We start from the raw sequence: 14188 nt of genomic DNA on the forward strand, positions 1-14188 counted from the left end.
TCGTGATCAATATTTGAGTGGTATTGCCATAAAATAGTGTCAAGGTTGTCTACGCGGTAGGGCATCAAAAATTCGCCCAGAGTCAGCACACTTTCGGCAAATCGATGGGGTGTGTCAGTGTCGCGTTGGTTCTTGGCAAAACCAAGTTCAGTCAATCCTTGAAAACCCACGGCGATCGGAACAATCCAGCCGGTCGTTTTGCGCCCAGTGCGCCAAGTCACCTCCCCATTTTCGCTTTGCGTAGATCGATGATTTACTTTGATGTACTCAAGCAGTGCGTCCAACGCGTCCTGCCCCTGCTTCATTGCTTCAATCATCAGATCTCGGCGTTCAATTAACACTGTACCCAGCATCAGTTTGTTCAACAGTTTGCGAACTTCCGTAGTCTCGTTCGTATCGACTGTATAAAAATCCACCTTCTTCACCGACATCACGTCGCCACTTGCAAACTTCATTTGTTGAACCTGTTCATTAATCAAATGTTTCACCTGCTCCATATCATCAGAACTCAAGCCTTCAGTTTCAACCAGCAAGGTCACTTCGATGTGGCAGCGTGCCTCTTCAACAAAAGCGGGGCGATTTCCGTCTTTGTCCAAAGGGTTGGCAGTACCGATAATTGAGTAAACGTAGTCGCCTTTGCCTTTGTAGGTTTGTAGGTCGATGTGGTGGCAACTAACCGCCGTAGCCTTAAAAGCCAATGAATTAAAGCCCTGCTGATTTATGCGCCTTTGTAAGGCATGTGTTGCACCCAGCCAAGCGGTCATGGCGGGAAAACCAATGGTGTAGGGGCTGCTCATCGCATTGGCATTGTGAATTTTTAGGTGGGGTATTAATAGAAACGTCCGGTAGCTCATCGAAAAATTTCCCCTTCGTCAAAAAGTGCTTCTTGGACTGTGTCGCACAGTGCGTTGAACTCATCGTCTGATAAATCCACCGCATCTTGTTTAAACAGGTATTTGTAAGTGTTTACAATCCAGCGGGAAAAGTCAGAAAGAACGACATCCAGCCATTCATCAGTTTCATTCCTCACATTGAGGTTGTGGTCGTCCAGCCATATCCGTTGTGGGCCAGGCAGGTTTTCAAAGTAATCTGTTTGAGACCAAGCGGGGCCATGTGAACGAGTACCTTGTACACGAACTCCCTGCACCTGATACAAAACTTGCAGAGCAATTTCTTGAATGTGTTTTTGAATGGAGGTACGAACTTTGATGTTGTTTCTGTCGGTGGCTAGCAAACGGTGTAGGGGAGCAAATGCATCTTTGAAATGCCGTGGATTCAATGTGTCTTTGAAAAAATCGTTTTTTGGTAAACGAGCTTTCCTTGAATCGAACTGTGGGGGCATGCAAGGTAGCAAGTAAGCACGTCCTCTTCCTCTATTTCGGCTGTTGTTTAATACGCTGATATTCTGGGGTTTGGTTCCACCGTAGGCTGTTTCGGTCAGGTGCGGTATATCACTGAAACCAACTTCATGGTGTTTCTTCTCCTTGCCGTTGCGGAACTCTCGCGCCTCTTTGGCTTCATCAGAAAAACGCATGGAGTCTATTTTTTCTTTAACTTTGCAGAGCAAGCTTGATGGAGTCAACAAGGAAAGCAAGTGGTAGCCTTCATCGACAGGGAAATAAACCTGTTTGACAAATGGGTCTGTTGTGACTGTTGTATCCGGTTGTTTGATTTTTAGAAAAGACTCACGAATCTCGTCATAGTTTATTGACGAAAGAGAGAGTAAATGCCGAATTTCAGCACTGTTTTCTTCAAGATGATCAAGCACCGTACGGTTGTCATTCATCTTTATATTCAGGAAGCTATGGACGGGTAGTGCTTTGGCATCATATACGCAACCGTCAAGTCCGTTTTTAGTGGAAAAAGCATCTAAAGAAACGTGTGAAAAATTACCGCTTCGTAAATATCCGTCAAATCGGATCTTCTTATTTGCGATGATTGCGGAGGTTTTTGCATTTGGGTGGCTAAATTTCCCGGGATGAGTTGCTATTTTTAATTTGTCTGTGAGTTGGGCTATGGAAGGTAACCATCCACTTAATTGAAATTTCTCGTTTGCCGCTAACTCAAGTGCAGCTTGTTCAGCAGGGTTTTGTTTAACGTCCTTCAACTTGGTCTTTAGCCACGCTGTTTTTTTTTCATCAAGAAACTGTTGTATCGGGTTCATATGTTTACCTTATCGTTTGTTTTTCCAACGAATTTATTCTCCCGCCGAATAGGCGGCTTCAAGCGGGTTTTCATCACTTGCTATCTTTGGGCCACATTCCAAAGTGGTCTGAGTAAAAATAAGGGGAAGGGTTTTCTTCTGCATTCACTGTAATTTCCCCGTATCTCTTTGATTGTTTTTGCATGCATCGGTCTTCGTCTTCAAATGGGGCGTTTGTACAACGCTCCAGCAGCAGTTCTTCATAGCTACGCACCAACCAAAGCCGTTCAAGCGCGATCGAATTCAATTTGCTGGGCCTTTCAATATTGTTCAACTTCTCGGCAGCAATAAATTCGCCTCGCTCACTTCGCTCGCAAAACTTAAGTGCCCCGTCTTTCCAGACCAAGAACAAACTTTTGGTCGGGGCACCCTCCCTGAAGCGGTTGAACTGCTGCGGCAAACCAGTTAGCCACCATGCTTCCTTCAGCCACCCCTGCATGCTTGCAGGCCCTTTTTTGTCATAGGTGGTCAGACTGTTTCGAATGACATGATGTTCCAAGTCTGCAAGTTGGGTTTTTGGGTTTAGCGGGTGTACTTCAGCAATTCTGGGTATGGCTGTGATTGCTTCAGCCAATTCTTTTTCATCAAGTAACTTGTGAATATCAGTGGTGTTCAATTTGTTATTATTTGATTCGTAACCCGGCCTGCAAAAAACAGCCGCGGATTTGTTTCGAAGTGCCTTAAGGTTGTACTGCATGATGCCCACGTTGGCGCTGTCCACCCCCATGGTCCTATGCCTGCGCACACGGCCTGCCAGTTGAATAATCGATCTGTATGAGGAAGGCTCGACCACGGCCCAATCAAAATCGTGGTCTCGGCCCACTTCTTCAACTGGGGTGGCTACCACGATAAACAAAAGGTTTTCAGCATCGGTGTTGTCGATATGTTGGCGAATAATAGGGTTCTGAAGTGCTTGTGGCACAGCGTTAGGCTTCTCGTTTCGCTTCAGTATCGAATCAAGGTGCCGTTCCTGCTCACTTCGCAATAGCAACACTTGTCGACTGTGGTACGCCATTACTTTTGGCGTAAAGCCAGTAGGCCAATCTGTTTCCAGCAAATATTGTGTCAACGCCACACAGGGAGGGATGTTTGCCACGCGCACCACACCAAAAGAAATACATTTACCCGTGCTTGGGTCAACATAATGGTGTTTACTGTGAAAACCAATACAAGAATTTTTTGCAATCTTAAAATACTGCTGCTGTGATTCTCGTTCAGCTTTTCCAGAACCAGTTGTCATTAAATTGCTGCAATCGGCAATTATGGCTTTACGTTTAGCAGGTTGTGTTTTTATTTGCTTAATACGCTTTTCAACAAAATCCTGATGTACCTTTTGGTATTGCATACATCGTTCTGTGTCATCTGTATTTTCGACATGCTCAATGGCTGAATCAAATTCATCCACCCATGCGCAGGCAATTTTTTGTGGAACCTGCATGAAATTGCAGTGCAATTGCCAGCCTTTTGCATAGGCGTGAAAAAAGCCTTCGACCAATGCTGGCGGAATAGTTGCAGACGAAATCATGACTTTCCGGCCTAGCATGCCAGCCAAATGGACCAAGCGGCCAATTGCGATCAGATCTTTTCCGTCGAAATCATCCACTTCATCAATTACCAAGTCGGAAGAAAGCAAACGCAGGCTTGGAAGGATGTATCTGCCACCCTTGATTGTTTCTGTGGCGGCAATAATGTGGTCAATAGTGCAAGCCAGAACTGGTTTGTATAGAAAAGCTTTGTCTTTCTCCGTACGAAGAATGGCATTCAAAAACTCGGCGGAAGGGGCGTCTTCATAGTCCAGTTCTTCACCTAGAAGTTCTTCTGCTGATTCAGAGCCAGATTCTTCAAATGTGATTTCCCTAGCATCGGCTTTCTGTTTTTCATTGTGAAGTTCTTGTACTGCCGCTGAACCCACCAGCACAGCAAGCTCATCATTGTCCAAACCGATTTGTTGGCGATATGCGTCACCTGTTTGCAATGTCAACGTACGAAGACCCAAGGCCAGCACATAGCGCAGATCTTCGCCGCTATTCGACAATGCTTGCATTATTTTTGCATTGGCAAGGGTTTTGCCGCAGCCTGTACTGGCCATGTTAACGACGAACCAGCCATGCTCACAGGTGTTGGATGATTCATTGGATTTCTTGAATCGGTTTACTTTTTCAACCGCCTTGTCTTGCCATGCAAAAGCGGGTGGGCTTTTTTGTTTTAGGCTTTTTACATCCTGGGCCATGCCCATGTCTGTGGTAAAACGGGACAGACTTTGGCTAACACGCAAACCTTGATCGCACACATGCACCAAATGTTCATCAAGTTTTTGTTTCAGTTTTTTCTTGTCGTCAGTGTTCGCCCACAAGTCAATAACCGAATTCCATTTGTTATCACTCGCTTGTGATGAATAGTAATGGTCACCCAGCATCAAGCAAAGCCGGGCATGGTGAAGCACAATTCGATAAGTACCGTTTTCGATCAAGGTGTTAATTGGGTCAACGTTGCCCAGTAGCCGTGTTGCCCATTTTTTCAGGCTTTTCATCCACGCGCTTGAATCACTCAACAAACCGTTTGAAAACTGAAAGCATTGTTTTAGCCTGTTTTTGAAATCATCTTCATCAAAGCGATTTTCATAACCCCATCGCTCTGTAACGCTTTTGAGCAATTCAACGAGACTGGATTTTGATTCTTCCGCAAAGTGATTCCGTTGGCCTTTGTCGCGTAAGTTTGGTAGGCGGTGATGCGAAACAATTAGCCAACAAACCAGTTGGGCGATTGGTGGAAGTTCATGAAGTGCCTGGAACCCCGATTTTCCATCAACCTCGCTAAACTCAGTAATCTGTTTTTGAATGGCTTTTTCGTTCAGTGCACCAGATGCAAATGCATTCAGCCATCCTTCATCGGTGTTGCCCGATAGCACCACCAGTGATTTAAATAACAGGCAGGAAATCCACTCATGACGAAGTGGGTCTCCTTTTTTTTGATTTTGTAATAATTTTTTCTGAAACAAGACCGTTGCCTTACCCCAATCATGAAGAAGGGCAGCAACGGCCACCAAGGACTTGATGCAGGGCAGATAAGCCCAATTGTTTTCCCATTCGTTGGGTGAAATATTTTTTTGAGTCAAGTTGACAGGAACAACCCCTTCAGGGCTGAATTGTTTTCGATTGCCAACCACCCAGGCCAGCTCACTGCGGCTGCGGGATCGAAGCCAATGGCAGGCCACCGCTGTATTTTTAGTGGCCGTTTTACGCAGCAGTTTTTTGACAGCCAACAGCCCATCTTCAGTTATCACGGTTTGCCAAGTGTTATTGCCAATTCGATTGGCAAATGCATCCAGAACGCGGCGCGAGCGGGCCAACGCCTTTTTCTCGCACTGACTGACAAAGGTAACCATCATTGCTTGGCACCTCGCAATGCGTGTTCCTTGACCCGATCAAACATGAATTCCAGTGCTTTGTGCTCGGTGAATTTCTGTAAAATTTGTTGGCGAAATTCTTGTTCTTTCATTTTCTCCTTGGCGCATACAAAAGCCCAAGGCAATACGATGGCGTCTTTCACCAAATCCGCAACGTCAAAGATCAGGGCACCACGCCGGGTTTTTCCATGCATTACAGCAAAGCCGTGAGGTATGCCAAGAACCCATAGTGTGGTTGCTCCCAAGCCGTAGGCCAAATAATTTCCATGGTTCAAAAATTGATTGGCTAAATCAGTGGCATCGTGATTGCGCTTAAAGTCACCACATTTGGTCACTTTGGAGGCATATTTGTACAATTGTTTGCTCAGGCTTGCTTCGCGCAGCAGTAGCTCACTTACATTGCGGGCCGTGTCAATTTGCCTCTGTTGTGAATCCAGTGCTCTGGAGATTTCGTAATCATCATGATCAAAATGTTCAGCGCGTAAGTCTTTGTCCTTGTTCCAGGTTGTTTGAATGAATTCGAGGCGCGCTTTTTGAAATTCTTTTGCTACGATTAGCCGTTTCGCGTCTTCAAACCAAAATGAAAGCCATCCTTGGATATATTCAGTGGGTCGATATTCGCTTTGAGGGCAGAGCCACTCTATTTCGGTCACACTTAAAAGTGGTGTGCCACCACCCCCGCAAAAGCCGACAAGTACACCGGCGCTAGCCAACATGCGTATGGCTGCTTGAGTGATGGAGGTACCTGTGCCGAGAAGAATGACAGTGGTGTTGGCAATTGGAATATTCCAGTACTGGTTTTCTTCTTTGTTTTCAGTCAAATAAAGCACCCGCCCATCTTTCTGCATCACGCGACATTTTTCCAGATAGTAAATATTGGCGCGTTTGGAATGCAGAATGGCTTTTAGATCGGTTAGTTGTTCCATTTGCTTCTTTGAATCTGAGTTGACTGGTTTGCGAGATGTTGGTGTTAACGTACAGGACACAAAGCTCACAGCATGATCCTGCAACCTTCACCCAGAATATTTTTTCTGCATCGCCTCGATCTGGCTAAACACATGTTCTCGAAGTTCCAATGGTTCAAGCACTTCGCAGTCTGGCCCGTGTTTCAGAATGTCCATGGTTAATTCACGATGGTCGGCATAGGGCAGTTCTAAAACAAAGTGGCCTGTTTCGTCAAAGGACCCATTTTGGTGGGGGTGCCATTGTTCATTGGCCACCCAGCGTGCGCGTGTGGGGCTGAAACGTAGTTTCGCGGTGTTGATCTGGTTCCCGGAAAAAATGCCGTAGCCAGTACCAAATGAGGATTCGGCATGATCAAGTTCAATGTTTAATGCAGTCACTTCGAGAATTTCCAGTTCTTCAATTGCATCTACCGAAAAGTTTCGAACTGCATTTCGTTCATGGCACCATGCGTCCAGGTACCAGTTTTCCCGATAATGGATCAATCGCAGGGGTGATATTTCACGTTGCGTGGTTTGGGCTGTGCTGCGCGCAAGGTAGCGAATTTTCAAACGCAACCTGTTGATGAGTGAATGGCCTATCTTCTCAAAGAAGGCCGGGTTTTGGCTGCGTTGTCCAAGGCCAATAATGTGAACACGTTGCCGAATGGTGTCACTTGTCGTTTTCTGATCCTCCAGCAATTTTTCTAATCGCTCGGCCAACGGTTGAATGTGTGGTTGCATGAACCCACTGGGTTCTATTTCGTGGATCAGGTGCTGCAATGCAAGTAGCGCGTGAATTTCAGCCGCAGAGAACCACAAGCCTGGCAGGGCGTATCGGTGTGAATCGGGTAGGGAGTTATCTAGCCTGTAGGCACCAATTGTGCGGTCAAACACTATGGGGGCGTATAGCCTGCTGCGCATGTACTCAAGGTCGCGTTTCAGGGTAGCTGATGAAACTTCGAGTTCATGTTGCAGTGCGGTTGCAGACCGGGGTTGAATGCGCAACAAACGATCAATTTTATAAACACGCTCAATTTGATTCACGAAGTGAAACCTTTTGTTTGTTTTTAGGGTGTTTTGCTGCACTGTGAATTGATTGTATTCGCAGCGATTGATTTATGTAAATGAACTATTGAGTCTGCTTGAAAGTCACTTTAGATTTAGCCTACCCACAAAGAGTGACCCAGTTGAGCGGGTTTTTGGCTGCTCGCCAGAATGCTTTTAAGCTCTTCTCTCGCCCCACTTAACCATGTCCATTCATGCCTTTCTCAACTATCCCTGGTATCCAGTCTGCCAAGCTTGGGCTGTGGCTTCCCGAGCCCAATGATTCCTGACCCAAACCCTGTGCAAGGTGTACGGCATCAGCCAGGTGGATCCCCTGCTGAAGGACGTTCTTGCCCTGCACATGGCGTTGAACCCCGATATATTTGCGGCCCACCGGCCTTTGCAACAGAAGGTGATTTATCTGGCTGACTTGCAAATGCCCCGGGGTGGCACATTGGGTGCAAGCCAGCGAAATGCTTTGTTGGGTAAGCTCAATGTCGAGAAAGCCAACCTTGCAGGTTCAAAGCAACATCTGGAAACGATTGTTCCCCGTAGCGCCGTGGAAGTAGAGGCCATGCGTTTCGTGTTGGGTTTTAACGAAGTGATGGGCCAAATTGGCACCGGGCTTGGTATCGGTTCGACCACCGCAGGAACCCTGACGGGGCGGCATTTGCACGGTGATATTCTGGACTTCAACCGGTGGGCCAATCAAAAGGCCAGCCTGCTGAAAACAGGGCGGGGCAAAGACATACTTCATCATTACGATGCCCGTATGGACGATGTGGTAAAACGCATCAAGGGGCGGCTTGGCCCCACACAGCGTTTTCTGTTTAACGGTGTTGGCACCAAAGACGCATTGTTCAATGGTGTACCGCAAAGCCTGCGGCCTGACCCGATCACCATCAGCGCGGCCGAGCGCATTAAACAGGTGGCCGGTGCGGCCAAGTTTGGTGGCGGTGCTTTGGTGCTTGTTGATGCAGGGTTGACCTGTCAAAAATTGTCGGCCACTGCGCCAAAGGACAAAGTTCAAACAGCGTATAGGGAAATTGGTGGTTTTTTTGGGTCGTTGCTAACAGGTGCTGTTGTTGGTGCGGCGGTTGTGGCCATGGCAACGCCCGTTGGTTGGGTCGGTGCTATTGTAATTAGTGCGGGGACAGCTTACGGCGGAAAAAAATTGGGTGAATTGGGAGTTGGCGGCTTCTATGATGCAAAAGGTGATGTGTTTAATTTGAAAGATGGCAAATTGCTCAACGCGTGGTGCAATTAATGACACTGGACTATTTTATGAGTGCCGCGTGGGAATACACGGTGGTTTATTTCGTCTACACGGGTTTACTGATTCCAGTTTCAACCTACTTTTTGGCATTTGCGGTACCCAAGGCAATTGTAAGTAAGTACTTTCGGCAACCCCATTTCAACGATGGGGATGACGAGCTATTTGAGCTATTCCCATTTCGGTACTACCTCACCTTATGGATTGCGCAGTTAACAGCTTGCAAGTGGTTTGCACACCGGCGCAAGGCCTACGATTTGCGGAAAGACAGCCCTACCTACTGGCTTGTTATTTCTTGGGTGTACTTTTGGCTAATCTTCATTCCGCCAATTGCGGCCTTTTTCTTGTCTCTAATTTGTTTTGGTTATTTCGAACTGACTGGCCGCCCCGTACCGCAGGTGTAAACTGGGTTGTACCAAACCCGTTAGAATGGTGTCCATTCGACCATGGACACACAGCCCACAATGAGCAAGTCACAGAACAACCTGGCCTTCACGGATGCCGCCCAACATCCATGGCAGCCCCTGCAAATGGATCAGCACTGGCCCGCCAGGGTGTTTGATGTGCATTGCACGGCATGCCCGCGCTTGCACGCTTTTCACGAACAGAACCGGCAAAAGTTTCCCGATCATTTCAATGGCCCGGTGCCGCCGTTCGGCCCGGAAAATGCTGAGCTGTTGATCGTTGGTTTGGCGCCCGGCTTGCATGGTGCCAACCGCACTGGGCGGCCTTTCACAGGCGACTATTGCGGCGATTTGCTGTACAGCACGCTGCACAAGTATGGTTTTGCGACAAAACCCGTGTCCACCGCGGTTGGCGATGGCATGGCGCTGGTGAACGCGCGTGTAAGCAATGCCGTGAAGTGTGTGCCGCCTGAGAACAAGCCCACACCAGCTGAAATTAAAACCTGCAACCAGTTCATTTCACATGAGTTCAAGGTGCACCCGCCCAAGGCGGTGCTGGCACTGGGTTTGGTTGGGCACCAGGCTGTGCTTAAGGCCATGGATCAAAAGCAAAGCGCATTCAAGTTTGGTCATGCGGCTGAACACGATCTGGGCGCGTTCCGTTTGTTCGACAGTTATCACGTAAGCCGTTACAACACACAGACTGGTCGGCTTACTGTGCCCATGTTTGAAGCAGTGCTGAAGGCAATCAGCCACTACCTGAAGGTGTGAGGGCAGGGTGATGATTGACGACATTGCGGCGTTTCTGAAAGACTTGACCACCCGCCCCGGCGTGTACCGCATGATCGATGCGAACGGCACGGTGATGTACGTGGGCAAGGCGAAGAACCTGAAAAAACGGGTGTCGTCGTATTTCCAGAAAACCCACGCTAGCCCGCGCACCAGCCACATGGTCGAGCGCATTGTGCGCGTGGATGTAACGCCCACCCGCACCGAAGCAGAAGCGCTGCTGCTTGAAAACAACCTGATCAAGTCGCTAAGCCCGCGCTATAACATTCTGTTTCGCGACGACAAAAGTTACCCTTACCTTCGGCTGACCAACCACAAGTACCCGCGTGTGGCTTATTACCGGGGTGCGGTGGACAAAAAATCCCAGTTTTTCGGGCCATTTCCCAATGCGTGGGCCGTGAAAGAAAGCATTCAGGTGCTGCAGCGCGTGTTCCTGTTGCGCACCTGTGAAGACACCGTGTTTGCGCATCGGTCCCGGCCCTGTTTGCAGGCACAAATTCAACGGTGCAGCGCACCTTGTGTGAACTGGATCAGCCCTGAAGATTATGCAAAAGATGTGGAAGCCGCATCGCGCTTTTTGCGTGGCGACCACAAGGCAGTGCTGGCCAGCCTTGAAGAAAAAATGCTGGAGGCCAGCGGCCTGCTGGAGTTTGAGAAAGCGGCCATGTACCGCAACCAGTTGGGCGCACTTGGCCGTGTGTTGCAAAAGCAGTCGGTCGACACCACTGGTGGCGATGACGACGCAGATGTAATTGCAGTGGTGATCAAGGGTGGGGCGGTGTGCGTGAACCTGGCCATGGTGCGCGGCGGGCGGCATCTGGGCGACAAGCCCATGTTTCCAAGTGTGGCGCAGGTCAGCGAGGATATTGGGCCCGAGGTGTTGGAGGCGTTCCTGAGCCAGACCTATGTGGATCGTCCAATTCCGAACCTGTTGATTGTGAACCAGGATCTGGATGCCCCGGAACTGTTGATGGCACTAAGCCAGCAGGCGGGCAAAAAAATCAACCTGATTCGCCAGCCGCAAAGCGATCGACGCAAGTGGCTGGACATGGCGGTGGACAATGCGCAAATTGCGATAGACCGACGCATTGCCGAACAGGGTTCAGCGCAATTTCGAACCCGTGCCCTGGTGGAAACACTCGGTCTCGAGGCGCGGCTTGAAGAAGCCTTGCAGGAAGGCGAGGCAAGCAAGTTATTGGGTGGCACTATCAAATTGCAGGCTGATGTTTCCAGTGATTCCGCCTTGCCCCCTGGCACCGAACAGGCCGTTGAAACAGCGTCAGAAGAAATCGATTTGTTGGCCACTTTGCGGGTGGAGTGCTTTGATATTTCACACACCGCAGGCGAGGCCACGCAGGCTTCGTGCGTGGTGTTTCACAACCACGACATGCAAAGCCGCGAATACCGCCGCTACAACATTGAAGGCATTACCCCCGGCGATGACTACGCTGCCATGCGGCAGGCTGTAACCCGCCGTTATCAGCGCGAGGGAAAAACCCCCATGGTGGTTCCGCATGTGGTGTTGATTGACGGTGGCAAGGGGCAAATTGAGGTGGCCCGCCAGGTGTTTGAGCAACTGGACATGGACATTGGCCTGATCGTGGGTGTGAAAAAAGGTGAAAACCGCAAGGTGGGGCTGGAAACCCTGGTGTTTCCCGATGGCCGCCCCAGCCTTGAGCTTGGCCCGGGGCACCCAGCCCTGATGTTGATTGCGCAGATACGCGATGAGGCGCACCGCTTCGCCATTACAGGCATGCGTGCCAAGCGTGCCAAGGCCCGACAGGCTTCTGAACTGGATGAAATTGAAGGCATTGGCGCGCGCCGCAAGCAAAAGCTGTTGACCCGGTTTGGCGGTTTGCGCGGTGTGAAGGCGGCCAGTGTGGAAGACTTGCTGACGGTGGATGGCATCTCGAAAACACTGGCAGAGGAAATTTATCGGCGCTTGCATTAAGGAGGTACGCCTAAACAGGTGCGTGCGCTGATATATTCTGTACCTCCATAGAGTGTATTTTTACCTAACAGAAGAAAAACAGACATGCCACTGAACCTGCCCATGATCCTGACCTGGGTCCGGATTATTCTAATTCCCCTGGTAGTTGGCATTTACTTTCTGCCAGAAACGGTCATGTCCATTTCCATGCAAAACTGGGTGGGTGCATGGGTGTTCGTGTTCGCTGCGGTGACCGACTTTGTGGATGGCTACTTGGCCCGACGCTGGAACCAAATGTCGGCCTTTGGCGCGTTTCTTGACCCCGTGGCTGACAAACTGATGGTGGGTGCCGCACTGATTGTGCTAGTTGATCTTGGGCGCATTGGCCCGTTTATCGCACTCATTATTATCGGCCGTGAAATAACAATTTCTGCCCTGCGTGAATGGATGGCCAGCATTGGTGCCCGCAACAGCGTGGCCGTGAACTGGCTGGGCAAATTCAAAACCATTGCGCAGATGGTGGCCATTCCCATGTTGTTGGCGCATGAAACATGGATGGGCATTAATTTTCAGTTGCTGGGCACGTTGGCCATTTATGTGGCCGCGGTATTGACCGTGTGGTCCATGTGTTATTACCTGATGAAAGCCTGGCCCGACATTCGGGACCGAAGCTGAAAGTTTTTCAAGCTGCACAGCCATGAACAAAAGCAACTTACTTCCACAGCCGTACCCCTTGCGGCAAGCGCTGAACGACGAGGTACATTCACGACCAACCGAGGCCCTTTGGCCGCAGGAGCGGGTGTTTCACATCGCGTTGCTGGTTCAGGGGGATGTAACTGCTCAAATTGTCGATCAATTGCAAGCCCTGGTCGATTATTGCGGTTCGAAACCGGTTTCAAACGATGAATTGGCCGCACCACAGATCAGCCTGAGCCTGTGCGGGGGCGAATCAGCCCTGCGCCTGCGGGTGGAGCGGCACAACGAATTCATTACGCTGACCTTCTTTGAGCGGGCCGACCACGCCATCGTGTTTGACCGCCCGGTAACCCGCCGTTTGCCCCCAAGCTGGATGGCTTCCTTGCCCGGCGTAATGCTGGTGGCCATTGAACTGTTTGTGCAGAAAACTGAAAACCCGCGCGAACCTCGAAGCGTGTCAGGGTATTTTGATGGGAACACACTGATTGGCGGCATGATCGCCAACGGGGCGGGGCAGGCATTTTCTGATTTGCGCATTGCAGACCGTGGTGCCACACGCATTTTGATTTGCAATCTGAAAATGGGTTCACGCCAGTTGGGGCGGGTTGTACAGCGAACTATCGAGATGGAAACCTACCGCATGATGGCGCTGCTCAGTTTCCCGGTGGCGCGCGCTACTTTGCCGAAATTGTCATCCCATGAGGATCGCCTGGTGAAGCTGGCCACGGAAATGGCGGCCACGAGCAAAACGGAAGACCTGGCGGAGGTTACTTCCGAGGACGTTGAGCTGGATCGCAAGTTGTTGAGCCATCTAACCGACTTGGCGGCCAAGGTTGAGCAGTTAAGCGCAGAAAACCGGGTGCGGTTTACTGCGGCCGAAGCCTACACCGATTTAGTGAAAAAACGCATTGCCGAGCTGAAGGAAATTCCCATGGTGGGCATGCAAACCTTTGGTGAATTCATGGACCGGCGCTTGGGCCCGGCCATGAAAACCTGCACCTGGACAGCGCGAAGGCAAGATGAACTGGCCGCCCGTATTTCCCGTGTTACCCAGTTGTTGCGTACACGCGTGGAAATTGAGCGGGAAAGCCAGAACCAGCGCCTGTTGACCAGCATGGACAAGCGGGCCAAGGTGCAACTGCGTTTGCAGGAAACCGTGGAAGGTTTGTCCATTGTCGCGATTTCTTACTACGGCGCCAGCTTGATCGGGTACTTGGCCAAGGGCGCCAAGGTGCTGGGTATTCCTGTGTCGCCCGATCTGGCCATTGCTGTGGCCATTCCCACGATTGCGGTGCTGGCGTATTTCAGTATGCAGGCCATGAAAAAACGCATGGGGTTGAAAGCCTAAGTTTTCTTGAAAAATCTTCACACCGGGTTTCCAAAGCTTGGGGTTTGTGGTTATAATTGCGGGCTCGGAAGCTTGGCAGAGCGGTTGAATGCACCGGTCTTGAAAACCGGCGAAGGTGAAAACCTTCCGTGAGTTCGAATCTCACAGCTTC

General features: G+C 49.8%; 11 protein-coding genes and 1 tRNA gene. 7 read left to right on the plus strand and 5 right to left on the minus strand.

Annotated elements, in window-relative coordinates; translation table 11 throughout:
- The 5 genes from csy2 to V7028_RS09875 all read right to left on the minus strand — a co-directional run.
- The coding region (csy2, locus tag V7028_RS09855) for a type I-F CRISPR-associated protein Csy2 (RefSeq protein WP_334119909.1) at positions 1-854 on the minus strand (854 nt) is incomplete at its 3' end.
- Positions 851-2164 (minus strand): type I-F CRISPR-associated protein Csy1, encoded by a 1314-nt coding sequence (gene csy1, locus V7028_RS09860; RefSeq protein WP_334119910.1) that lies wholly within the window; start codon positions 2162-2164, stop codon positions 851-853. The genes csy1 and csy2, both read right to left, overlap by 4 nt.
- 73 nt (positions 2165-2237) lie before the next feature.
- On the minus strand, positions 2238-5591 hold the full coding sequence (cas3f, locus tag V7028_RS09865) for a type I-F CRISPR-associated helicase Cas3f (RefSeq protein WP_334119911.1): 3354 nt from the start codon (positions 5589-5591) through the stop codon (positions 2238-2240).
- Complete coding sequence (gene cas1f / locus V7028_RS09870) at positions 5588-6535, minus strand: type I-F CRISPR-associated endonuclease Cas1f (protein WP_334119912.1); 948 nt, start codon at positions 6533-6535, stop codon at positions 5588-5590. Before cas1f ends, cas3f begins: the two co-directional genes overlap by 4 nt.
- 87 nt (positions 6536-6622) lie before the next feature.
- Positions 6623-7597 carry a helix-turn-helix transcriptional regulator gene (locus tag V7028_RS09875; RefSeq protein ID WP_334119913.1) on the minus strand — a complete coding sequence of 325 codons (975 nt, stop codon included), beginning with the start codon at positions 7595-7597 and terminating at the stop codon, positions 6623-6625.
- A 325-nt stretch (positions 7598-7922) separates the two neighbouring features.
- Here V7028_RS09875 and V7028_RS09880 point away from each other — a divergent pair, with 325 nt between their 5' ends.
- The 7 genes from V7028_RS09880 (at position 7923) to V7028_RS09910 (ending at position 14188) form a co-directional block, all read left to right on the plus strand.
- Positions 7923-8864: a hypothetical protein gene (locus V7028_RS09880; RefSeq protein ID WP_334119914.1), complete on the plus strand. Its 942-nt coding sequence runs from the start codon at positions 7923-7925 to the stop codon at positions 8862-8864.
- Positions 8864-9274, plus strand: coding sequence for a hypothetical protein (locus V7028_RS09885; protein WP_334119915.1), 411 nt, complete (start codon positions 8864-8866; stop codon positions 9272-9274). Before V7028_RS09880 ends, V7028_RS09885 begins: the two co-directional genes overlap by 1 nt.
- Before the next feature lie 60 nt (positions 9275-9334).
- Positions 9335-10045 (plus strand): uracil-DNA glycosylase, encoded by a 711-nt coding sequence (locus V7028_RS09890; protein ID WP_334119916.1) that lies wholly within the window; start codon positions 9335-9337, stop codon positions 10043-10045.
- A gap of 10 nt (positions 10046-10055) precedes the next feature.
- A complete protein-coding gene (uvrC, locus tag V7028_RS09895) occupies positions 10056-12014 on the plus strand; it encodes an excinuclease ABC subunit UvrC (RefSeq protein WP_334119917.1) in 1959 nt (652 codons plus the stop codon).
- Between the two features lie 84 nt (positions 12015-12098).
- Positions 12099-12668 (plus strand): CDP-diacylglycerol--glycerol-3-phosphate 3-phosphatidyltransferase, encoded by a 570-nt coding sequence (pgsA, locus tag V7028_RS09900; protein WP_334119918.1) that lies wholly within the window; start codon positions 12099-12101, stop codon positions 12666-12668.
- A gap of 22 nt (positions 12669-12690) precedes the next feature.
- Positions 12691-14037, plus strand: a complete 1347-nt coding sequence (locus tag V7028_RS09905) for a DUF3422 family protein (RefSeq protein WP_334119919.1) — start codon at positions 12691-12693, stop codon at positions 14035-14037.
- A 66-nt stretch (positions 14038-14103) separates the two neighbouring features.
- Positions 14104-14188, plus strand: a tRNA-Ser gene (locus V7028_RS09910).

Source organism: Limnobacter sp., assembly GCF_036846585.1.
Classification (GTDB): Bacteria; Pseudomonadota; Gammaproteobacteria; order Burkholderiales; family Burkholderiaceae_B; genus Limnobacter.